We start from the raw sequence: 23343 nt of genomic DNA, 5'->3' as shown, positions 1-23343 counted from the left end.
ACTTTCTTTAATGCCTTACTTTCCCCACTTTATTTTCTCCCATATCCTTTCATGGAAAAAATAAAGGGTCATTTTCGTGATCAATTCTATAAAGCCTATGGACAATGCCAATGTTAAAGTACCTGTAACAAGCCAAGAGATCACGATCGTATCTAAAGTACCAATAATCCTCCAGCTCACTGATTTGGCAATGCTTCTGCTTATTTTTTCTGATGAAGCGATTTTTGCCTTCTGTTTGTTGCGGTTTCCTTCTAATACTTTATCCAAAATCATAGTCCATCAATTTTATTACTCTACTTAATCGATAGGTTAATAGAATTAAAAGACGAAAGTAATACTTAATTCCTAAAAAACAAACCATTTTTAAGAATTTTAACTACTTAACGCCTGCTGAAGGTCATTTATAACATCTTCAACATTTTCAAGACCTACAGAAACACGTACAAGTCCGTCGGAAATGCCCACTTCCATCCTGTCTTCCTCAGAAAGTTTGCTATGCGTAGTTGATGCAGGATGTGTCACTATGGTTCTGGTATCACCCAAATTGGCCGAAAGCGAACACATTTTGATGTTATTCAGAAATTTTCTACCGGCTTCCACACCGCCTTTTACTTCAAAAGCTACGATGCTACCACCTTGTTTCATTTGCTTTTTAGCAACCTCATACTTCGGATGTGATTTCAAAAATGGATATTTTACCCAATTTACATGTTCGTTACTTTCCAAAAACTCAGCTACTTTCAGTGCATTTTCACAATGCCGATCGACCCTTACTGCCAAGGTCTCCAAACTTTTTGACAACACCCAGGCGTTAAAAGGCGAAAGTGACGGACCGGTATTGCGTGAAAAAAGATAAATCTCCCTGATCAAATCTGATGGGCCAACAGCTACACCCCCCAAAACACGGCCTTGTCCGTCGATCAATTTTGTAGCGGAATGCACAACGATATGCGCGCCAAAATCGAGTGGTTTTTGCAAATAAGGGGTTGCAAAGCAATTATCGATAACCAAAATAAGATTGTGCTTTTTGGCAATAGCCCCCAAATATTCCAAATCCAACACATCCACACCAGGATTGGTTGGGGTTTCAGCAAAAAGTATTTTTGTATTGGGCTGAATGAATTTTTCAATATCCTCGACCTCATTTGCTTTAAAATAAGATGTTTCTATATTCCACTTTGGAAGGAATTTGGTAAACAAGGCATGTGTTGAACCAAAAACCGATCGACAAGACACTATATGATCACCGCTATTCAACAAAGCAGCAAAGGTTGAAAAAACTGCCGACATTCCGGTCGCAAAAGCATATCCGGCCTCTGCACCTTCCATCTTGCAGATCTTTTCTACAAATTCTGTCGTATTCGGATTGGTAAACCGACTGTAGAGGTTTCGCTCTTTCTCTTCTGCAAACGAAGCTCTCATATCTTCAGCATCTTCAAAAACAAAACTTGAAGACAGGTATATGGGTGCGGAATGTTCTAAAAATTCAGATCGTTCAATTTGTGTTCTGATCGCTTCGGTTTCAAAATTCTTTTTGCTCATTATTTTAACTTGTTGTTTTTATTTTTTTGGCGAATACACGGATTCGCCCCCTACTGTTATCCACGTTCTGCCAATTTCAGGATATCACCAAAAACACCCCTTGCGGTTACTGCCGCACCGGCACCAGCTCCTTGGATCACAATAGGTCGGTCACCATAGGATTCGGTATAAATCTCAAAAATGGAATCGGCTCCTTTTACCTGCCCCAACACACTTGTTGAAGGCACAGAAACCAGTTTCACGTCCAATTCTCCCTTGTCTTGCTGAAGATCGCCGTGCAAATCGCCTACATAACGTAAAACGTGTCCTTCCTCCTGTTCATTTTTTATTTGCTGATAAGGTTCATCGAACTGTTCGAGGCTTTGTAAAAATTCCGGCACTTCTTTATCCCGAAGTCCTTCGGGCACCAAATTCTGGATATTTACATCTTCAAATTCATTATGAAGATCGAGCTCCCTTGCTAAAATAAGCAATTTCCTGCCTACATCATTTCCGTAAAGGTCTTCTCTCGGATCGGGTTCTGTAAATCCATTGTCGATCGTATCCTTTAAAATCTCGTTAAATGATTTTTCTTCTGAAGAAAAACGATTGAACAAATAACTCAAGGTTCCTGAAAAGACACCGCGAATCCGTGTGATGTTTTCCCCGGAAAGGTGTAATATCCTGATAGTATCTATCAACGGAAGCCCCGCCCCAACATTGGTTTCGTATAAATATTGTTTCTGATTTTTCTCTAACAAGGCTCTTAGCTCCTTATAAAAATCAAAACTCAAGGTATTGGCAATTTTATTGGACGATACCAAATCGAAGCCATTTTCAACCAATGTTCCATAATTTTCAACAAATTCACTGCTCGCTGTATTGTCGATAGCCACTAGGTTTTCCAAATGGTGTTCTTTTGCAAAATCAATCACATGCTGAATATCCGATACGGTTTCACTTTTTTGAATCTCATCTTTCCAAACTGCATCGATGCCTTTTTTATCCAATAGTAATTTTCGGGAATTGGCAACCGCAAAAATATTGAGTTTTATCTTCTTACGTTCTTCAATATTTGCCGCTGATGTAAGCACTTGATCGATCAAGGTACCGCCTACCAATCCATGACCGAAAATGGCGATGTTAACTTTCTTTGAAATTTCAAAAATCTCCCCATGAATTACATTCAGTGCTTTGTGCAATTCTGAATGTTTCACTACCAAACTCACATTCTTCCCGGTAACGGTGTTGTTGAAAAGGATGGGCACCACTTGGTTTTTGATAAGTGCGTTGTAAGGTTTATGGAAACTACTCAAATCCAAACCAATAATCGAGATCACAGAGACATCATCTACCACAGAGATCTTATTGACATCTTTGGAGTAAAAATCGCTTTCAAACTCTTTTTCCAGTTCAATAACCGCCTCGGTAGCATCTTCTGCATTGACCACCAAACCGATTCCCCTTTCCGAAGAACCTTGGGAAATTATACTCACACTGATGTCTTTCTTTCCAAGCGCATTAAAAATACGCGCATCGACTCCGGCTTTCCCCAACAATCCACGTCCTTCAAGGTTGACTAAGGCCACATTTTCCAAAACTGACAAGGATTTGGTGCCTTTTTTCTTCGGATGGGCTGTAATCAAAGTCCCTTCATTATCGTGGTCGAAGGTGTTTAAAATCCGCAGCGGAATATTCTTTTCAAGTAGCGGAATAATGGTTTTTGCATGCAAGATTGTTGCCCCAAAATTGGCCATCTCATTCGCTTCGTTAAAAGAAAGCTCTTCGATTCGCTGTGCTGTAGGCACCAAGTCGGGATTGGCGGTAAAAATACCATCCACATGTGTAAAACTTTGCAATTCCCCTGCATCCAAGAAATTGGCCAACAAAGAAGCCGTATAGTTGCTTCCGTTTCTTCCCAAAGTGGTCGTTTCGTTTTTTTCGTTAGAACCGATAAAACCGGTAACGATATTAACCGTTGCTCCATTATGTTCAGAAAAGTGTGATACTATATTTTTCTTAGACAATTTCTCCAATGGTTGTGCATTCCCAAAAGCAGTATCTGTTTTTATCAGTTTTCGGGAATCGGTAAAGTTGGCTTTGATCCCTTTTTCCTTTAGTATCTCTGTGAGTAATTTAGCTGAAATAATCTCTCCCTGTGCCAGCACTTCATCTTTCACCTTGGCACTGTAGTCGCCCAACAAGCTTATACCGGAAAACAGTTTTTCAAGTTTTTCAAACTCGGCTGAAAGGTCTAAATTTTCATAACCCTCTGTTTGGTATTTTTTAAACGCTTCAAACAAATGCTGGTAATCCTGATTTCTGGAAGCAGTATCTAAAATACTTTCCAACTCGTCCGTAGCATTATTTCTTGCAGAAACCACCACTGCGATTCGTTCACCATCCTTTACCTTTTTGGTTATAATATCAACTACATTATTGATCCCTTTGCCATTGGCCAGGGATTTTCCTCCAAACTTTAAAACTTTCATCTTGTTATCTTTAAGAGACGATTCAAAAATGCCTCCGATCAATTTTTCTAACTGTTCATATTCTATTAAAAAGGCGTCATGCCCGTGTACCGAAATAATCTCTCCGTATCGCACACGATCGCTTGCCTGTGCCAGCTGCTTGTGTGTTTCCCTATTTTCTTCCGCAGTAAAAAAGAGATCGGAACTCACCCCGATAATATGTACATTGGCCTGAATGGACTCCAACACATTAAAGTGCTCCGGCCTCTCTCGGGTTACATCGATGGTTTTCAAGAGCTGATTCATCAATTTATAGGCCGACAGCTGAAAACGTTCCTGTAATTTTTTTCCGTGGTGCAACAACCAACTCTCCACATTAAACACCTGAAGTTCGTCGTTGGTCGTTCGCTTGAAACGTTCTTTAAACGACTCCGGAGTACGGTAACACAACATCGCGTGCATACGTGCATCGTGTACCGGTTGTTTGGAGTTGACCAAAAATTGTCCTTGTATCTGGCAATTGGCAATCAACCAGTCGGTCGATTTCCAATCGGTTGCCACAGGAATGAAATGTTGGGTTATATCCGGTTTTAAAGCTGCCATTTCCCATGCAATTCCTCCTCCCAAAGAGCCACCGATAAGTGCGTACAATTCTGTTACCTTCAATTTTTCCAATCCCAATAAAAAGATTCGGGCAACATCACGGGCTACAAAATCTTTGTAATTGTCAATGATAAAACCATCATAGCCGTTCCCGGGAATATTAAGTGCGAGAACGGTGTATTTATCTGTATCGATTGCCTTTCCTTCTCCTATCAGGTCTTTCCACCAGCCATCTTCTCCACTTACATTCGAATTCCCCGTAAGCGCATGATTTACCATCACAATTGGCGCCGAATGCAAAGGCCGACCAAAAAGCTGGTAGGACAGGTTCAAATCCTGTGTCACACCGCTTAGCGTGGTGAAATTCTCAAGTGATATGTGCAATAATTCGTTTTTCAACTTTTATTTTTTATTTCTATGTTTTCTTATCCCTATTTTGGAAATTCGGTAAATACAATCATTAGCATATCGTTAAAAAAGTAATCAATTCGGATACTTTTACTTCTATGTATATGATGTTAAAAAGAAAGTTGTAAAAACTACGGGAAGTAATTTCAACGTTATCTATCCCTGTCCTGAAATAAATTCAGTACTAAGAGTAGAATGTAGCACCTTCTTATCCCCTCCCCGGCCCTTCCGACTTAGTCGGAGAGGGAGCCAAAAACTCCCCTCCTTCGGAGGGGTTAGGGGGAGGAACAAGGGTTGCTAAGGCATCATCAGGTCTATTCCTTCCGCCTTTCTTGATAACATCTCAGTATTTGCGTGAACATTAAGTGAGTTGCTTCTTGGCCACTCAACTTACACTAAGTCAAAGATTCAGAAATAATATTTGATTTTCCAAATCTTCTACTTGTAATCTACTATTAATGAACTTGTTTAACCGAGTTCAAGGAAAAGGCTTCCTTTACCTTGTCCACATAATCCAGTTTTTCCCAAGTGAACAATTCCACTTCTTTTTCTATCCTTCCGTTATACGGAGATTCAAAAACCTTGGTCACTACTTTTGGTTGTTTCCCCATATGTCCGTATGCAGCCGATTCCAAATAGATCGGATTGCGCAATTTTAAACGTTCTTCAATGGCAAACGGACGCAAATCAAACAACTCTCTTACTTTGGTGGCGATTTCTCCGTCAGACAAAGGTACTTTTGAAGTTCCGTAGGTGTTTACAAAAATTGATGTAGGTTCTACTACACCAATTGCATAACTTACCTGAACCAATACTTCATCAGCCACTCCGGCTGCTACTAAGTTTTTAGCAATGTGTCGGGCCGCATAAGCTGCACTTCTGTCTACTTTACTCGGGTCTTTTCCACTAAATGCGCCACCACCGTGTGCTCCTTTACCTCCGTAGGTGTCCACAATAATCTTTCTTCCCGTAAGTCCTGTATCGCCATGTGGACCTCCTATAACAAATTTCCCGGTTGGGTTTATATGATACTTTATCTGATCGTTGAACAATTTCTGAATGTATTCCGGTAATTGTTTTACAACACGCGGAATCAATATCTCCAGAATATCCTTCTTGATTTTGTTCAACATTTTTTCATCGTCGTCATCAAACTGATCGTGTTGTGTGGAAATCACAATGGTATCGATCCGCTGCGGAACATTATCATCAGAATATTCGATTGTAACCTGCGCTTTGGCATCAGGACGCAAATAGGTTATTTCTTTTCCTTCTTTACGCAAATCTGATAAGGCAATCAAAATTTTATGCGATATATCCAAAGCCAAGGGCATGTAATTCTCGGTTTCCTTGGTCGCATAGCCGAACATCATCCCTTGGTCACCGGCTCCCTGTTCTTCTTTAGTAGCGCGATCGACTCCCTGGTTGATCTCTTTGGACTGTTCATGTATCAGCGAAATAACACCACAAGAATCCCCACTGAACTGATAAGCTCCTTTTGTGTATCCAATTTTATTGATCACTTGCCGTGCAATGTTCTGCACATCGAGATAGGTGTGACTTTTCACCTCTCCGGCCAAAACCACCTGTCCGGTAGTAACCAAGGTTTCACACGCGACCTTACTTTCAGGATCAAATGCTAAAAAATGATCTAAAAGGGCATCGCTTATCTGATCTGCGACCTTATCCGGATGTCCTTCGCTTACGGACTCCGATGTAAATAAATACGCCATAATTTTCTTTAATCTTCTACTTTATAGAACTGGGAAAGAATTTTGACAGGTGCGTCTAAAGAAGTGATTACTGCTTTAGCTCTTTTTTTACGAGGTGGCAATCAGTCAAATCTTTCCTCAAAATTCTGATTGCAAATGTACTAATAAGATTGAAACTTAAAAACGTTTAACCGATTTTTTTAAAAGGATGGTATCTCCTCAAAATTATTTTTCATCAAACGGGCATATCTCGTATATTTACCTAAATTTATCTTTTAAAAAACAAATCGTCCATGCACGTTGCAATAGCAGGCAATATAGGAGCCGGAAAAACCACCTTAACCCGATTATTATCTAAACATTATAAATGGGAAGCACATTTTGAAGATGTTGTGGATAACCCGTATCTGGATGATTTCTATACGAAAATGGAACGCTGGAGCTTCAATTTGCAAGTCTACTTCCTCAACAGCCGCTTCCGTCAAATACTGGAAATCCGGGAAAGTGGAAAAAAGATCATTCAGGACAGGACCATCTATGAGGATGCTTATATTTTTGCTCCCAACCTGCATTCCATGGGCTTGATGACCAACAGGGACTTCAACAATTATTCTTCTTTGTTTGAATTGATGGAAAGTTTGGTGCAATCGCCCGACCTGATTATTTACCTTCGAAGTTCGATTCCGAATTTGGTCAATCAGATCCACAAACGCGGACGCGAATATGAAAATTCGATCTCTATTGATTACCTAAGTCGGCTGAACGAACGTTACGAAGCCTTTATCCATGGATATGACAAAGGAAAGCTACTTATCGTTGATGTGGACAAATACAATTTTGTGGACAATCCGGAAGACCTGGGAGAGATTATCAATATGATCGATGCAGAAATAAACGGTTTGTTTTAACGTGCATGAATAATGCTTGGCACAGAAAACATTTCCGCTCTATCCTATTGCTTCAGTTTTTATAGAACAACAATGATTCTAAATAAAAGAAGCTAAAAACATTGATGACAACGCTTTTAGCTTCTCAAAACTACCCCAAGTTACCCACATCCTACTCATTAATTGTGGGCAACAGTTTCTGTTACAAATTTAATCATATTTTTTTGATATACAATGATTTAGGCTGAAAAATTTACTTTCACCCTCTTCGGGATAACAGAAAACCAGAGGTTATTCCTTTTTCTTTAGTTCTTCTACTTTAGCCTGAATTTCTTCAGCATTTCCCTCAACCACCTTTTCTTCGGTCACGGTTTCTCCATCAACTGTTTTTGTAATAGTTATCACTGCTTTAGTTTCTTCTTCATCTACAGCACTCGTTTGAACTCTTATCTCTTTTTGAAGGATATCTTTGGAGTTGGCCACTATTTCATCTGAGCCATGTCCGCCCAAAATAGGCGCAATAACCAATCCTACTAAACAGGTGAGTTTTATCAGAATATTCATAGACGGTCCTGAGGTATCTTTAAACGGATCTCCAACCGTATCTCCGGTCACTGCCGCTTTGTGTGCATCCGAACCTTTGTAGGTCATCTCACCATTGATCTCCACTCCGGCTTCAAACGATTTTTTGGCATTGTCCCATGCCCCTCCAGCATTGTTTTGGAAAATCGCCCACATTACTCCGGACACACAAACTCCTGCCATATATCCACCAAGGGGTTCAGGACCAAAAACTGCTCCAATAATAATAGGGGTAATAATGGTCAACAATCCGGGCAAAAGCATTTCCCTTAACGCAGCTTTGGTTGAAATTGCCACACATTTCCCATATTCAGGAGTGGCAGTTCCTTCCATAATTCCGGGGATTTCTTTAAACTGTCGTCTTACTTCCTGTACCATTTCCATAGCCGCTTTTCCAACGGATTTCATCGCTAAAGCTGAAAACACTACAGGAATCATTCCTCCTACAAAAAGAGCCGCCAACACATCAGCTTTAAAAATATTGATACCATCAATTCCGGTAAAAGTAACATAGGCCGCAAACAACGCCAAGGCCGTCAATGCAGCAGAAGCAATGGCAAAACCTTTCCCTACGGCTGCGGTAGTATTTCCTACGGAATCCAATATATCGGTGCGTTCCCTTACTTCCGGCTCCAATTCACTCATTTCGGCAACACCTCCGGCATTATCGGCAATCGGCCCGAAAGCATCGATAGCCAATTGCATCGCCGTTGTAGCCATCATAGCCGAAGCCGCTATCGCTACTCCGTAAAATCCTGCAAATTCATAAGAACCATAAATAGCCGCTGCAAACAACAATACCGACCAAAACGTTGATCTCATCCCTACGGCAAGACCGGCAATAATATTTGTTGCCGCCCCGGTAGAACTGTTTTGCACAATATCCAATACAGGCTTCTTACCCAAACTGGTATAAAAAGAAGTCACAACTGATATCAATGCTCCCACGGCCAAACCGATGCAAGCCGACAAAAATACATTTATCGAAGGAATGGCTACCGTTTCAGTACTTCCAAAAAATTTCATATTCATGGTTTCGGGCAACATATAATCTATCAAGAAGTAACTCGCCACCAATGTAAGGGCGATAGCGCCCCAATTACCCATATCCAATGCTTTTTGAACCTGAGGTTCTTTTGCGTCATTATTAGAAATTCTCACTAGAAGAGTCCCTATGATAGAAGCCAAAATACCCACTCCGGCAATAACCAAAGGAAGTAAAATAGGTCCCATATTATTAAAAGCATCAGTAAAAGGTGTATCAATACTCATATCGCGAATGACATAATTCCCCAACACCATTGCGGCTAACACTGTAGCAACATACGATCCAAATAAATCAGCTCCCATTCCGGCTACATCACCTACATTATCTCCCACATTATCGGCAATCGTCGCCGGGTTTCTGGGATCATCTTCCGGGATTCCGGCTTCAACTTTTCCTACTAAGTCGGCTCCTACATCGGCAGCTTTGGTATAGATTCCACCACCAACACGGGCAAAGAGTGCGATAGACTCGGCTCCCAGCGAAAATCCGGCAAGCGCTTCAAGAACCACAGTCATATTATTATAAAAAGAACCTTCTTGCCCCATGAATTGTCCAACAAAAATCATAAAAAACAGACTGAGCCCCAATACCGCCAATCCGGCAACACCAAGCCCCATAACGGTACCTCCTCCAAAAGAAACCTTTAAGGCTTGAGGTAAACTCGTTTTTGCGGCTTCAGTTGTTCTGGCATTAGCTTCGGTAGCGATTCGCATCCCGATATTCCCTGCCAATGCTGAAAAGACAGCTCCGATAACAAAAGCCGGAACGATCATCCAACTCGTAGTATCAACAAAGGATGAAACAGCAAACAGCGCAATAGAAGCAACGATGACAAATATGAGTAACAGGCGATATTCAGCATGCAAAAAGGCTAAGGCTCCTTCTTTTATACTTTTTGAAATAGATTGCATTTTTTCATTCCCGGCAGCTTGTTTTTTAACCCAAACTGCTTTTACACCCATAAAAATAAGGCCAAGAATGGCCATTACAATAGGTACGTAGATAATATTAGATTCCATATTAAAAGGTTCGTTAGTAAATAAGTTTCGGATAAATGTAAGAAAACCACTAGAATAAAAAAAGCAATAACTTTTCGGTTATTGCTTTCTCTATAATTTAAATATGAACTCGTTTAAACAAGTTCTATTTGTTTTCCTCTATTGGATACTTACCTTTTCTTTTGGTATATCGCTACTCTTAAAACGTTCGATACACTTTACAACGATATCTTTGGCCTCATTAACATCGCCCCATCCACCGATAGACACTTTCTTTTTCTCCAAATCTTTATACACTTGGAAGAAGTGCTCTATTTCCTTGATCAAATGCGGATTCAATTCGCTCAAATCGCTTACCCTATTTGATATCGGGTCTGAAATCGGCACACAGATTACTTTTTCATCCGGTCCTTTTTCGTCTTCCATATGGAATACTCCGATTGGCTTTACTTCCATCACACATCCCGGAAAAGTAGGCTCGGTAACCAACACCAACACATCCAGGGGATCCCCGTCCAATGCCAATGTTTCAGGCACAAAGCCGTAATCGGCAGGATACATCATCGAAGAAAAAATCATACGGTCGTATCGTATCTTCTTCAATTTAAAATCGTATTCATATTTATTTCTGCTCCCTTTTGGGATCTCAATTAATACATCAAAAGATTCTATTTGATCTGAACTCATCTTGTTTTGTTTTTCTTTTTAAACTATGAACTCATTTAAACTTTTCTCAATTGGCTGAAAAAATGCCCTTTTTGCACCATATTCGTCTTTTCCTCACCACGTAGCTATGGCTATGCGGCTCAAAAAAGCCTTCATATGGAACAAAAATCATCATTTTTCGCTTCAATCAAAAAAGTTTAGACGAGTTTTATGTGTTATTGACTGACTTCATTTCACTAAACACACATAAAACTTACATTTTAAGGACTGCAAAAGTAGTCAAATATCGCTATATAGGCAATGAATGAAAGGATTTAGTTTGTTGAATCTTTGCCAAAAGTCTTCCCCCAACCCCTCCAAAGGAGAGGAGTTAACCGTTTTTCCCATTCCACGAACGTGATATTAACAATTCCCTAAAAAGAAAATTCAAAATTCCCAGTGATGGAGAACGGACGGGCATCGGGAAGGTCTAAATAATTTCCGCGGAAGTTAAAGTCGATACGAATAACTTTAAAAATATTCCCCACCCCAAAAGAATACTCATAATACACTTCGTCTGTCGGAGCAAGAAGCACCGCTCCCGTAGGTGCACTCAAAGCCCTGTTGGCGTCTGAAAGTTCTCCCCAAACGGCTCTGAATCCTACAATCTCCCTCAAGTTCAATTTTTTCAGGAAAGGAATTCTGGAAAACAATTTCCCATTAAAATTGTGTTCGATCTGTCCGGAAACATAAGTATCGGTCACAAATTCGTAAAAATTCAAGTTCGGGAAGGTGTTGAATATCGAAAAATAAGTTTGGTTCCCCGGAATGGGGCTAAGCAAACCAAGTGGCACTTCCCCAAAGGTTTTCCCGGCTTCAACCGTAGTGATTGTTCGTCCCAATCCACCCAATTGAAAAGGCTGTCTGTAGTAAAATTGCCACTTTTCATATTCAAAATCACTTTCAAGAAATCCTCTCAAACCAGTAGTGTACATCAAATATAAGCGTGCATAATTACTACTCAAAATTGTTCTTTCCACCCCATACCCGGTTGTTTTTCTGCCTGGTGTTACGTCCAATGAGAGATTGACATCAAATTGTTTAACCTGACTTGAAATTCCGTCAGGGGCTTCCGGATTTACATAATCAAGGTTAAAATCATTCGGGAGAGCGGATTTTAAAGTTTTAAACGTAGCTCCGGTTTTAAAGGTTACATTCTTTAGAAATTCATATTCAATCCCTACTGTTGTTAGGTTGATATCTGTAAGCGTTGTGTTACTTCCCGCCGTAAATACAGCCGATGAGGCAAAACTTCTCCCCAAGACATCAGCAGAAGATGTCAGACTTACCCCTAATTGTTCAATATCCCTTCTTGTTCCTGCGGAAACGATCAGTCGGTTCCTTCTGTCTAATAACCATTTCCCCGAAAATCCGTATTTCATCTTTTTGTCTTTGAATCCGTAGGCGACATACCCTTCTAATCGCCAAGGATCGTTCGGACCAAAATAGGTGCGTCCGCCACCGCGTAAACGAACACCTTCAGCATCGTTATAACCAAAGGTTGAATAAATGGGTCCGTAATCAAAATTTATCTGAGGAAACTCGACATAACCCGAAACCAATATCGTAGCGAGATCATATAGACGTCTGAATTTAGGTACGGTTTTAAGTGTATCCAGCATGGTATACACCCCTTTTTCGTCTTCATTCAGTTTCTCCAGACGATTTTCATCCCAAAAGGAGTCGTCTCTGTTGTAGACAAGTTCGTTATACGGATCGACCTTTTGCTTATAAAAACTTTTAGGTTTTTCTTCGTCGAAGACATAATTATCATAAACCGTCGTCCGTTTTCCATAAAGTCCTTTTGATTCTTCCTTATCCCGAAAACTAAAATCACTCAACAGATAATCCTTTTTCAAAAGGAAAACAGAGTCGTTCAAGACATCAAATTCCTGTTCAATATACAGTTCTTTTATCCAATTTAAGTTGGCGCTTTTAGATACTTGCATATTGATATCCTTTACTGCAAAAGTGGTATCGTTTACCCAAAAGTAGCCTTTAAATGTCAGTTCATTTGTCCGTCTCGGGTAATAAGTAATATTATAACACCATTTATCATCTACATATGCACTATCTGAAAGGACATAGTTATATACATCGACTCCTGTTTTTGAAAGCGGGCTCACAAAACTCTTGTCGAAAAGCTTAATATAATTATTGTAGATGTTATAATCGGCATAAAGGTCTTTTACAAAAGCCGTAATACTCTGATTCGTACTGAAACCTGAATTTTTGTTCCCTTTCAGTTTTTCTATCTTCTCGTTTAAATTGTTGTCGCCATATACTTCAGCTATCGATTCGTTGATGAAAATAGGCAAATACGTTTTTCCGGTAACATTAGAAGTATCGACCTCATCAAAGATGAATTCCATTCCTTTGAAGAGTTTTCTGTTCATAAAAGCACTGTCGATGGTATTGAAATCGAATTCTATCTTCTCATACTTATCATACTTATACTGATCGAACAAGTAGATTCCATTTTGCCTTTTTTTCGCCCAAACTTTTTTCAATATCGCTATTGCCGGATTGTCCTTCTTCGGTCGTTTCCCTACATAAAGCACGACCTCGTCCAATTCCTCCCCCTCAGTAAGCATGACTTCCATATCGTAATTCACTTTTTTCTCCAAGTCTATTTCTTGAGCAGTATATCCCAGTAAACTTACCGAAAGCACATCATAGGTAGTGTCCGATTCAAGGTAAAAACGACCTTCTTCGTTGGTGATCGTCCCTTCAGTAGAGTTTTGAAACATGACATTTGCATAAGGAATCACCGCTCCAAAATCATCTACGACCACTCCACTCACCTTTGTTTGAGAAAAAAGGGTAGCTGAAAAGAACAATATGGTCAATAAAAATACCTGTTTCATCTGTTCATATTTATTGCTTTTTAAAGGTCAGATGGAATTATGCACATACATTATGTTTTATTAATTGAGTTCGTGAACCTTCGGTTTCGCCATTAGACATATCGGTTGGTATCAACTCAATTGTTATGCTCATTTTATAAAAAAGAAAACTTCACCAGCTAATATATAGCCGATGAAGTTATAATAACGTAAAGAACCTATTATTTGTATAAAACTTTTTTAACAGCTTTAACAACATCGCCTGCATTAGGCAACCATTCTTCGAATAAAACAGGAGAATATGGTGCCGGTGTATCTGCAGTATTTATTTTTTCAATCGGAGCATCCAAATAATCAAATGCCTGTGACTGTACTTGATATGTAATTTCTGTAGCCACATTTCCAAAAGGCCAAGCCTCTTCAAGAATAACCAATCTGTTTGTTTTCTTAACTGATTTCAATATCGTATCGTGATCCATCGGACTAACAGTTCTTAAATCGATGATTTCACAACTGATACCTTCTTTTTCCAGTTCGTCGGCTGCTTTGTAGGCTTCTTTAATAATCTTACCAAAAGAAACAATCGTCACATCATTCCCCTCTCTTTTGATGTCGGCAACCCCAAGCGGAAGTGTATATTCATCTTCTGGCACTTCTCCTTTATCTCCGTACATCTGCTCAGATTCCATAAAAATCACAGGATCGTTATCCCGTATAGCCGATTTCAACAATCCTTTTGCATCATAAGGATTTGAAGGAACTACTACCTTAAGCCCGGGACAGTTGGCAAACCAATTTTCAAAAGCCTGTGAGTGGGTTGCGCCCAACTGACCTGCAGATGCCGTAGGTCCGCGAAAAACAATCGGACAATTGAACTGTCCGCCAGACATCTGTCTTATTTTAGCAGCATTATTGATAATTTGATCAATTCCAACCAAAGAGAAGTTAAAGGTCATAAACTCTATAATAGGTCTATTTCCATTCATTGCCGACCCAACTCCAATTCCTGCAAAACCAAGTTCAGAAATAGGTGTATCCAATACACGATCTGCTCCAAACTCGTCCAACATTCCTTTAGAAGCTTTGTACGCACCGTTATATTCTGCTACTTCTTCTCCCATTAAATATATTGTATCGTCCTTGCGCATTTCTTCGCTCATCGCCTCGCATACTGCTTCTCTAAACTGAATTGTTCTCATCTATTTTATATTGATATTATTTTAGTCCTTTTTTTGGCATAGCAAAAATAGTAATTCTAAAATAACTATTTCAAGAAGATTTGAATAAAAAAATATTATGCGCGCATAGCATATTTTATAAAATATCAGTATCTTCGTAGCACATTTATTAAAATCACAATAAAATACCTGAAATATGAAGATATTAGTGTGTATTAGCCATGTGCCAGACACTACATCAAAGATAAATTTTACTGATGGAGACACCAAGTTTGATACAAATGGTGTGCAATTTGTTATAAATCCGAATGACGAATTTGGTTTAACACGTGCTATGTGGTTCAAAGAGAAACAAGGCGCTACCGTTACTGTGGTCAGTGTTGGTGAAGCTGAGACCGAACCCACCCTTAGAAAAGCTTTGGCCATAGGAGCCGACGAGGCTATTAGGATTAACGCAAAACCAACCGATGGTTTTTTTGTTGCCAAACAACTTGCTGAAATCGCCAAAGATTACGATTTGGTTATCGCCGGAAGGGAATCCATAGACTACAACGGGGGTATGGTACCCGGCATGTTGGCTACATTGACCAACGCCAATTATGTAAACAATTGTATCGGTTTGGAAGTTGAAGGTGAAAACGCTACTGCCATCCGTGAAATAGACGGTGGGAAAGAAACCCTTAAAACCACATTGCCGCTAGTTATCGGCGGACAAAAAGGTTTGGTTGAAGAAAGCGACCTTAAAATCCCAAACATGCGTGGTATTATGATGGCCCGTAAAAAAACCTTGAATGTAGTAGAACCTACCGATAGTGCCAACACCACTCAAGCAGTAAAGTTTGAAAAACCGGCGCCAAAAGGAGAGGTAAAACTTGTTTCGCCTGATAATCTGGACGAACTGGTAAACTTACTTCACAACGAAGCCAAAGTAATATAAAATTAGAAATACGAAGTTTGAAATAAGAAGATATGACGTAGTTAACTAAGAAGAGTAACTTACCAAAGCGTCACTTTTAAATTTTCAACTTCATAACTTTTAACTCAAAAATATATGTCTGTTCTTGTTTATACTGAAACGGAAAACGGAAAATTCAAAAAAACAGCATTTGAAGTCGCTTCTTACGCTAAAGGAGTGGCTGATATGATAAGTACAACGGTTACTGCCGTAGCCATCAATGCCGATGACACCAGCGAATTGGGAAAATATGGGGTTGACAAGGTACTTTCTGTAAAAAATGATAAACTCAACAATTTCAACGCCAAAGCTTATGCCGATGTGTTAAAACAAGCCGCCGAAAAAGAAGGTAGTAAGGTTGTCGTGGTAAGTTCCAGCGCCGACGCCAAATTCATGGCTCCTGTACTTGCTATCAACCTTGAAGCCGGTTATGCTTCTAATGTTGTTGCTTTGCCTGAAAGCGAAAGTCCATTTAAAGTGAAAAGGACTGCTTTCACCAATAAGGCTTTCAATATCACTGAAATCACTACGGATGTAAAACTTATCGGACTTTCTAAAAATGCCTTTGGACTCAAAGAAAATAGTGCTACGTCCACTGCCGAAGACTTTTCCCCGGCATTAAACGATGCCGATTTCTCTACAGAAGTGGCTTCAATAGACAAAGTAAGCGGAAAAGTAACCATAGCCGATGCAGAAATCGTAGTTTCTGGTGGTCGCGGATTAAAAGGACCCGAAAACTGGGGCATGGTCGAAGAATTGGCCGATGTACTCGGAGCGGCTACCGCATGTTCCAAACCGGTATCGGATATGGGATGGAGACCTCATGGCGAACACGTTGGACAAACTGGAAAGCCTGTAGCAGCCAATCTTTATGTCGCTATCGGGATTTCAGGAGCTATTCAGCACTTGGCCGGGATCAACGCATCCAAGGTAAAACTCGTGATCAACAACGACCCGGAAGCTCCATTCTTCAAGGCAGCAGATTATGGTGTGGTTGGAGATGCCTTTGAAGTGGTACCACAGTTAATCGAAAAATTGAAGGAATTTAAGGCAAATAACGCATAATTTTTGTTAAATTGTGCCCGGAAGGGCTGTCTGAATTTTGGGATAAGCCCAATGATTCAGACAGCCCTTGCTATTTTTAGATGATGTATGAGTTTAGTCAGATTAAACATAAAAGGAATTTCATATAGCCAAACTCAAAATGGTGCTTACGCTTTAATTTTGAACGAAGTTGATGGTGAACGAAAACTCCCTATCGTAATTGGGGCTTTTGAGGCACAATCTATTGCCATAGCATTAGAAAAAGAGATAAAACCGCCAAGGCCGTTGACACACGATCTTTTTAAAAGTTTTGCCGACCGTTTTGACATTGTGGTCAAACAGGTAATTATCCATAAATTGGTCGATGGGGTTTTCTATTCGAGTATTATTTGTGAGCGCGATAAAATCGAAGAGATCATCGATGCCAGGACCAGTGATGCTATTGCCCTTGCCCTCCGATTCAACGCACCAATCTTTACATATAAAAACATATTGGATAAAGCCGGCATCTATCTCAAGTTTTCCTCAAAAGAAGAGAAGGAAGAAAATGAAGATCAAGAAGAAAGTATTATCGTAGATGAAGTGTTGAGTACTGAAGAAAAACCCAAAAAAAGCGACATTTCATACAAAACATATTCACTACAAGAATTGTATAAAATGCTTGACGGAGCCGTCTCCAACGAGGACTATGAAAAAGCGGCCAAGATCAGGGATGAAATCTCCAAAAGAGAACAAAAATAACGCTGTGCAACCAACCGTAACCAAATTAGCATTTTGTTAAACAAAAACGTGTAAACGTGTTGAAAAAAAAACTATCTCTACTCCTGGCTTTATGTTTTACAGCCTTGTTTTTAAATGCCCAGTCTATCCAAAAAAACTGGGAATTATCCAAAGACAACCCGACCACTTCCTCTATCAAAGAGCTCAGTTTTAAAAATGGGGATTTCAGTTTCAACAAAAACGAAGAGCGTTTCAAAGGGAGTTACATCTATCAAAACAACAACCTCATCTTTTATTTCGACATCCCTGCTGATAGTATTGAAAGGTTTAAGGTAAATACGCTTACAGACTCTACACTTGTACTTAAAAATCAAGAAACCGCGCTTCATTTTCAGGTTTCCCAGAAGAACGATGAAGATAACACAATAATTGATACTGCTTCACTTATCCCCAGTCAGGGATTCAGTTTTCAAAGTCTTATACGAGGTATTGTAGGTATGCTGTGCTTACTCCTCATCGCTTTTGTATTCAGCAGCAACAAAAAAGGTATTAACTGGAAAACCGTAGGGATAGGACTGGCTGTACAGTTGATTTTGGCCATTGGCGTACTCGAAATATCCTTTGTTCAAAGTATTTTTGAGTGGATTGGAGGTATTTTTGTCTTGATCCTCGATTTCACCAAGGCCGGAAGCGAATTCCTTTTGGGTGATATGATGAATGAAGACAGTTACGGATTTATATTCGTATTCCAAATACTACCGACCATTATTTTCTTTTCAGCACTCACATCGGTATTGTTCTATTTGGGTATCATTCAAATTGTGGTGAAAGGTATGGCGTGGGCACTTACAAAGCTTTTGGGTATCTCCGGATCTGAAAGTTTATCTGTTGCCGGAAATATTTTCTTGGGGCAAACGGAATCCCCCTTGATGATCAAGGCCTATTTGGAACGCATGACAAGATCAGAGATCTTATTGGTGATGATAGGCGGTATGGCTACTGTCGCCGGTGGGGTGTTGGCTGCCTATATTGGTTTCCTCGGGGGTAACGATCCCGAACTTCGCCTTCAATTTGCAAAACACTTATTGGCCGCATCTGTAATGGCCGCTCCCGGAGCAATTGTTATTTCCAAAATGCTCTATCCGCAGCAAGAAAAAATAGACACCAATGTTGAAGTTTCATCAGATAAAATAGGCGCCAATATCCTGGATGCCATTGCTAACGGAACTACCGAAGGGTTAAAACTGGCCGCAAATGTAGGAGCGATGTTATTAGTTTTTGTCGCTTTTATTGCTATGATCAATCATGTTTTGGGCTGGATAGGTGATTTTACTACGCTCAATTCTGTTTTGGCAGACAATACTCCCTATGAAAAATTCTCTTTGGAGTCCATTCTTGGTTTTGTGTTTGCTCCTCTCATGTGGCTGATCGGTGTTGCCAAGGAAGATATGATGCTTATGGGACAATTACTCGGAATTAAACTGGCTGCTAGTGAATTTGTAGGTTATATACAGTTAGCCGAATTAAAAAACATGAGCAGCATTACACACTTTACATACAACAAATCGGTTATCATGGCGACCTATATGCTCTGCGGATTTGCCAATTTTGCTTCCATCGGGATTCAAATCGGTGGTATTGGCTCTTTGGCGCCGGGGCAGCGAACAACCTTGTCTGAATTTGGGATGAGAGCTGTTTTGGGTGGTTCCCTGGCTTCCTTACTTTCTGCGACTATTGCGGGGATGATTATTGGGTGAAAAGCCCACCCTTAGCTCCTCCCCAAGGGAGGGGGACTTGTTCCGCATCCTGAAGCTTCGGGGCTGATTTTATGGAAGTAAAATCTATGCGCTTGTACAAACTAAACATATTGAACATAAATTGTATCTTTACAATATCTAAAGGATCATCATTATGGATTTACAAGCCGATTTAAAATGGATACACCAAGAACTGGATAAAGTAAAAGATCCTACTTTAATCAAAGTTTTTAAGAATATGTTGAAGTACAGAGAAAAAGTATCGTCAGACCGTATTAGTATCGAGCAATACAACAACGAAATTGATGCGTCTATTAAGCAAATAGAAAGTGGGAAAGTTTACACTCATAAAGAAATGGGAGAACGTATCAAGCAATGGACAAAACAATAATTTGGACACATCAAGCTGATGCAGAACTACACGAAGCTTTCTTAGACCTATTAGAACAATCCGAATCGGTTGAAATCACAACACGAATTATTACAGAAATTTACGAATCGACTTCAATATTAGCTACAAATCCGGAGATTTATAAATTAGATACGCTCAAACAAAACAATAAAGGGAATATTAGAGCTTACGAAAAACACTCTTATAGAATATCCTATCTTATTGAAAAAGAAACTGTATTTATTATTCGGGTGCGTTATGCCATAAAAGAACCTTTAGAATATTAATCAAATCCGAAAATTCCTTCTCATTTTGCGGAAGTAAAACCGGTTCATTTGCTCGAAGTCGGGCGACTTCGAGGAGTAGAGCAACAGAATAAAAAGCTAAAATGAAAAAAGTATACTTTTTAATAATTACCATTCTATTTTTTGTGTTGATATACATTTTTGGAGTTGATAAAACCTCAACTTCTACTATGGAGTGGGCATCCTTTAAAATAAACACGAAAACCCTGATCCTCTTTGTATCCCTATATTTTATTGCTTTGTATATTCTTTATAAAACTAAGCTCTAACAACTATATATCCCATTTATAAACAGTGCATGAATAATACACTGCACGGAAAACATTTCCACACTATCAGCAATTGCGGATATTTTATGGATAAAAAAACACTGTTTTAGTACATGTAATGGCTTATCTATGGGGTATCCTAGGGGTTGATATGGGGAAACTCTCTCTTAACTACAGGAATAAACAAGGTTTTATATAAGAAAATTCTGTCAAAAATAAGATTTGGATTTTTTACAGTATTAAAAATCCTTATTTGTATTTCGAGGCAATAAAGTGCAATTTGGGCAATTTCCCGCAATAGCGGAATTGAAAATTTTATTCTTGTCTTTGGTAGTTATAAATTCAGAGCAACAACAGCAAGTGATATAATAGAGTGCAAATTCTTAAAAGGGTAATTTATTTTGGAAGTCTAATGTTTGTGGAAACTAATCCCGATAATTATCGGCAGCAATAGCTCAGGAATTTCGGGACTCCTGACTTTGCGGAAGTAAAATCTGTTTATCTTCTCAAAGTTGAAAGAATTTCCATTTAGATTTTATTTTATATCCATTATCTTTGAGTAACCCCTCATTTTTTAAAATAGGCAGACCATGAAACCATTTGAATTCCACCAAGATGATATTATAAGCCCTGAATTTATTTCGGGGGAAGCAAAAACGCTTCAGAAAGCGGTTAAAAACCCCGATTTGGCGGCTTATCAACTGCCCAATAGTCGTGGTACCATCGCTTTTAGTCAAAAAGACGGTAAGATCATCAATGAAAGTGAGCTGAGCAATCAGTTTATTGTTTTTCAATTATCAAATAAGGAAGAGGGTGCCCCTGTATTTGAATCTTCTGAGGTCACCCCACTTATCGACGGCTCGAAAGAAGAACCGGATATTCTCATGAGCATGGAAATGCAGTCTTTTCATATCGGAAAAGATGTAGAAGTGGATAAAAAAACACGGGCTACGATGCGGATCAACATTGGAAAGGATGAAAACTCCTCCGACAAATATTTTGACGCAGCTTTTTGGAGCATTGCTGCCGGTTTGGATCTCTATAATCAAATTAAAAAGAAACCCGTAGAACCCAGGGACCTTAAAACCGATTTTAAACAAGCCTTCGGAAACCGACCGATTGAAATTCCGGGTGGTTTGGCCAAAATGACCTTTGAAGTGGTCAAACACCTAGAACCAAGGTGGTGGCAACGCATTTTTAAATTTTTAAAATCGGATACAGGAACAGCCTTCACTTCTGCCATTGGATTCCCTGCTATAACAAATACTGCCATTAACCTCATCGACGAACTTTTAAATAAACTAAACCGATCAAAACCGGAAGTGCTTTTTAAAAGCAGACCTTTGCGATTGGCTCTTTCAAAAAAAGCCAAGGACGAATATACCGGCGGGAGTGAACGCGTTCGCATTGGTTCCCTATCCCCCGGATTTTGCGTTCTCGCCAGAGGAAGGGATTTCAAAACCCTCATCAACGCCAATGCATACTACTATCCCACTTACGGTAAACTCGTCCCGGCTCATGTAAGCAATACTGACCTGCTTTCCGGAAATTACCACGATCCTTTTAAAAATGTTACCTATGCCATTTTCCGAATCGGGATGAAGGCACATAAACTGGATCCGAATTTCAACTACGGGCAGTCAGTTCAGTAAGCAACTACTGCTTGAGTATTTGTTTTAGTTTGTGGTAAATCATACTGTTTTCATAAATACCGGAAAATAGCTGCTCTCCTTTTCCTTTGGCAAATACAGGAATTAATTCTCCCGTATGTTGATCAGTATTAAAATAAATAGCTACTTTTTCAGGCACTTCAGTTTTCTTTCCGTCAGCAGCTACTTCATAGTGTTTTCCGACAGATGTTCCGCCTGTTTCATGGTCGGCTGTTACTACCAACAATGTATTCGGATTTTTCTTCACATAATCCAACACAATGCCTAGGGTTTTATCAAAATCCAACACTTCCTGAATCATCATATCATCATCATTTGCATGCCCCGCCCAATCGATATACGATCCCTCAACCATCAGGAAGAAAGGTTCTTTTTTAGCATCAAAATAATCAAGAGCTAATCGGGTGGCATCTTGCAGAAAATCTTTTCGCCCTTCAACTTTAGAAGGCAAACTCTCATCTGCCAGCAAATATCCGTTTTTCTTATTCGGATCAGGCTGACTCAGTTTTAAAGAGTCCATATGATAATTTTTTTGCTCCAATTCCTGATACAAGTTCTTACCATCACTTCTATCAGCAAAGTATTTCAGTCCACCCCCGGCAAAGAAATCCACTTTACCATTTGCCATATCCATCGCTATGTCTTCGTGCATGTCGCGATCCTTCACATGTGCATAAAAAGCCGCCTGTGTGGCATGTGTTATTGTGGTCAAACTGACCAAACCAGTTCCATAGCCTTCATCTTTCAGATCTTCTAAAATAGTAGGTAGTGCCACTGTATCTTTAGAAACACCGATTGCACGATTATAGGTTTTTTCGCCCGTAGCATAAGCAGATGCTCCTGCAGCTGAATCGGTTATGGTGTGACTAGTCGATGATGTTTTTACAAAACCAATACTGGAGAACTGCTCAAAATTAGGGATGGAATCACCAAAATAAAAGGCAGTGGAAATTTGTGAGATTCCCATGCCATCACCAATCATAAGAATGATGTTTAAAGGTTCTTCTTTTTCTTCCGATTGTGGTTTTTCCTTTTTTTCACTACATGCTTCAAACGTGAACATTAGCAAGAGAATCAAAACTGATAATATATATGTGTTGTTTTTCATTAAAATATAACTGATTGTCAGGTCGAGCGCAGTCGAGACCTAATTTTAAAAACGTAAAAGCATATGACCTCTCGACTGCGCTCGAGGAGACATAGCATTATGATTAACAATTATTCAATAAATAAACCACATCAAGCCTTAACAGAAAGCCTCAATGTGGTTTAT

17 protein-coding genes and 1 riboswitch are annotated in these 23343 nt (G+C 39.5%); of the genes, 8 read left to right on the top strand and 9 right to left on the bottom strand.

The window, feature by feature from the left end:
- Window positions 1-15 precede the first annotated feature (15 nt).
- The 4 genes from OOZ15_RS05885 to metK form a co-directional block, all read right to left on the bottom strand.
- The gene (locus OOZ15_RS05885) at window positions 16-273 is read right to left on the bottom strand and encodes a DUF2061 domain-containing protein (protein ID WP_265955020.1); all 258 of its coding nucleotides are present in this window, start codon (window positions 271-273) and stop codon (window positions 16-18) included.
- A 99-nt stretch (window positions 274-372) separates the two neighbouring features.
- Window positions 373-1542: a trans-sulfuration enzyme family protein gene (locus OOZ15_RS05880; protein ID WP_265955019.1), complete on the bottom strand. Its 1170-nt coding sequence runs from the start codon at window positions 1540-1542 to the stop codon at window positions 373-375.
- Between the two features lie 56 nt (window positions 1543-1598).
- Window positions 1599-4994: a bifunctional aspartate kinase/homoserine dehydrogenase I gene (gene thrA, locus OOZ15_RS05875; protein WP_265955018.1), complete on the bottom strand. Its 3396-nt coding sequence runs from the start codon at window positions 4992-4994 to the stop codon at window positions 1599-1601.
- A gap of 158 nt (window positions 4995-5152) precedes the next feature.
- Window positions 5153-5345, bottom strand: a riboswitch (SAM riboswitch).
- 113 nt (window positions 5346-5458) lie between these two features.
- Complete coding sequence (gene metK / locus OOZ15_RS05870) at window positions 5459-6736, bottom strand: methionine adenosyltransferase (protein ID WP_265955017.1); 1278 nt, start codon at window positions 6734-6736, stop codon at window positions 5459-5461.
- A gap of 272 nt (window positions 6737-7008) precedes the next feature.
- Between metK and OOZ15_RS05865 the strand changes: the two genes are divergently transcribed.
- The gene (locus tag OOZ15_RS05865; RefSeq protein ID WP_265955016.1) at window positions 7009-7623 is read left to right on the top strand and encodes a deoxynucleoside kinase; all 615 of its coding nucleotides are present in this window, start codon (window positions 7009-7011) and stop codon (window positions 7621-7623) included.
- A 270-nt stretch (window positions 7624-7893) separates the two neighbouring features.
- Here OOZ15_RS05865 and OOZ15_RS05860 read toward each other — a convergent pair whose 3' ends face one another.
- From OOZ15_RS05860 to OOZ15_RS05845, 4 genes are all read right to left on the bottom strand, one after another.
- On the bottom strand, window positions 7894-10251 hold the full coding sequence (locus tag OOZ15_RS05860; protein ID WP_265955015.1) for a sodium-translocating pyrophosphatase: 2358 nt from the start codon (window positions 10249-10251) through the stop codon (window positions 7894-7896).
- 138 nt (window positions 10252-10389) lie between these two features.
- Entirely contained in the window at window positions 10390-10917 is a 528-nt protein-coding gene (locus OOZ15_RS05855) for an inorganic diphosphatase (RefSeq protein WP_265955014.1), read from the bottom strand.
- A gap of 392 nt (window positions 10918-11309) precedes the next feature.
- Complete coding sequence (locus OOZ15_RS05850) at window positions 11310-13802, bottom strand: DUF5686 family protein (protein WP_265955013.1); 2493 nt, start codon at window positions 13800-13802, stop codon at window positions 11310-11312.
- A 200-nt stretch (window positions 13803-14002) separates the two neighbouring features.
- Complete coding sequence (locus tag OOZ15_RS05845; protein WP_265955012.1) at window positions 14003-14980, bottom strand: pyruvate dehydrogenase complex E1 component subunit beta; 978 nt, start codon at window positions 14978-14980, stop codon at window positions 14003-14005.
- A 175-nt stretch (window positions 14981-15155) separates the two neighbouring features.
- Here OOZ15_RS05845 and OOZ15_RS05840 point away from each other — a divergent pair, with 175 nt between their 5' ends.
- The 7 genes from OOZ15_RS05840 to OOZ15_RS05810 all read left to right on the top strand — a co-directional run bounded on the left by OOZ15_RS05840 (window position 15156) and on the right by OOZ15_RS05810 (window position 22052).
- Window positions 15156-15896, top strand: coding sequence for an electron transfer flavoprotein subunit beta/FixA family protein (locus tag OOZ15_RS05840; RefSeq protein ID WP_265955011.1), 741 nt, complete (start codon window positions 15156-15158; stop codon window positions 15894-15896).
- 114 nt (window positions 15897-16010) lie between these two features.
- Window positions 16011-16979 carry an electron transfer flavoprotein subunit alpha/FixB family protein gene (locus OOZ15_RS05835; protein ID WP_265955010.1) on the top strand — a complete coding sequence of 323 codons (969 nt, stop codon included), beginning with the start codon at window positions 16011-16013 and terminating at the stop codon, window positions 16977-16979.
- Between the two features lie 87 nt (window positions 16980-17066).
- Window positions 17067-17699, top strand: coding sequence for a bifunctional nuclease family protein (locus OOZ15_RS05830; RefSeq protein WP_265955009.1), 633 nt, complete (start codon window positions 17067-17069; stop codon window positions 17697-17699).
- A gap of 56 nt (window positions 17700-17755) precedes the next feature.
- Complete coding sequence (locus tag OOZ15_RS05825; RefSeq protein WP_416337310.1) at window positions 17756-19435, top strand: NupC/NupG family nucleoside CNT transporter; 1680 nt, start codon at window positions 17756-17758, stop codon at window positions 19433-19435.
- 154 nt (window positions 19436-19589) lie between these two features.
- The gene (locus OOZ15_RS05820) at window positions 19590-19826 is read left to right on the top strand and encodes a hypothetical protein (protein WP_265955007.1); all 237 of its coding nucleotides are present in this window, start codon (window positions 19590-19592) and stop codon (window positions 19824-19826) included.
- A complete protein-coding gene (locus OOZ15_RS05815) occupies window positions 19811-20113 on the top strand; it encodes a type II toxin-antitoxin system RelE/ParE family toxin (RefSeq protein ID WP_265955006.1) in 303 nt (100 codons plus the stop codon). Before OOZ15_RS05820 ends, OOZ15_RS05815 begins: the two co-directional genes overlap by 16 nt.
- An 877-nt stretch (window positions 20114-20990) precedes the next feature.
- Window positions 20991-22052 (top strand): hypothetical protein, encoded by a 1062-nt coding sequence (locus tag OOZ15_RS05810; RefSeq protein ID WP_265955005.1) that lies wholly within the window; start codon window positions 20991-20993, stop codon window positions 22050-22052.
- Window positions 22053-22056: 4 nt separating this feature from the next.
- Here OOZ15_RS05810 and OOZ15_RS05805 read toward each other — a convergent pair whose 3' ends face one another.
- Entirely contained in the window at window positions 22057-23178 is a 1122-nt protein-coding gene (locus tag OOZ15_RS05805; protein ID WP_265955004.1) for an alkaline phosphatase, read from the bottom strand.
- Window positions 23179-23343: the final 165 nt, after the last annotated feature.

This window comes from Galbibacter kalidii, from assembly GCF_026241135.1.
GTDB lineage: Bacteria > Bacteroidota > Bacteroidia > Flavobacteriales > Flavobacteriaceae > Galbibacter.
Note: the sequence above shows the minus strand (reverse complement) of the source record. Positions and strands in the feature narration are given on the sequence as shown.

Coding starts and splice junctions, on each gene's coding strand:
- OOZ15_RS05810 (WP_265955005.1), top strand. CDS start 20,991: ATGAAACCATTTGAATTCCACCAAGATGATATTATAAGCCCTGAATTT.
- OOZ15_RS05880 (WP_265955019.1), bottom strand. CDS start 1,542: ATGAGCAAAAAGAATTTTGAAACCGAAGCGATCAGAACACAAATTGAA.
- OOZ15_RS05820 (WP_265955007.1), top strand. CDS start 19,590: ATGGATTTACAAGCCGATTTAAAATGGATACACCAAGAACTGGATAAA.
- OOZ15_RS05860 (WP_265955015.1), bottom strand. CDS start 10,251: ATGGAATCTAATATTATCTACGTACCTATTGTAATGGCCATTCTTGGC.
- OOZ15_RS05855 (WP_265955014.1), bottom strand. CDS start 10,917: ATGAGTTCAGATCAAATAGAATCTTTTGATGTATTAATTGAGATCCCA.
- OOZ15_RS05840 (WP_265955011.1), top strand. CDS start 15,156: ATGAAGATATTAGTGTGTATTAGCCATGTGCCAGACACTACATCAAAG.
- OOZ15_RS05850 (WP_265955013.1), bottom strand. CDS start 13,802: ATGAAACAGGTATTTTTATTGACCATATTGTTCTTTTCAGCTACCCTT.
- OOZ15_RS05845 (WP_265955012.1), bottom strand. CDS start 14,980: ATGAGAACAATTCAGTTTAGAGAAGCAGTATGCGAGGCGATGAGCGAA.
- OOZ15_RS05865 (WP_265955016.1), top strand. CDS start 7,009: ATGCACGTTGCAATAGCAGGCAATATAGGAGCCGGAAAAACCACCTTA.
- metK (WP_265955017.1), bottom strand. CDS start 6,736: ATGGCGTATTTATTTACATCGGAGTCCGTAAGCGAAGGACATCCGGAT.
- OOZ15_RS05835 (WP_265955010.1), top strand. CDS start 16,011: ATGTCTGTTCTTGTTTATACTGAAACGGAAAACGGAAAATTCAAAAAA.
- OOZ15_RS05805 (WP_265955004.1), bottom strand. CDS start 23,178: ATGAAAAACAACACATATATATTATCAGTTTTGATTCTCTTGCTAATG.
- OOZ15_RS05885 (WP_265955020.1), bottom strand. CDS start 273: ATGATTTTGGATAAAGTATTAGAAGGAAACCGCAACAAACAGAAGGCA.
- OOZ15_RS05815 (WP_265955006.1), top strand. CDS start 19,811: ATGGACAAAACAATAATTTGGACACATCAAGCTGATGCAGAACTACAC.
- OOZ15_RS05830 (WP_265955009.1), top strand. CDS start 17,067: ATGAGTTTAGTCAGATTAAACATAAAAGGAATTTCATATAGCCAAACT.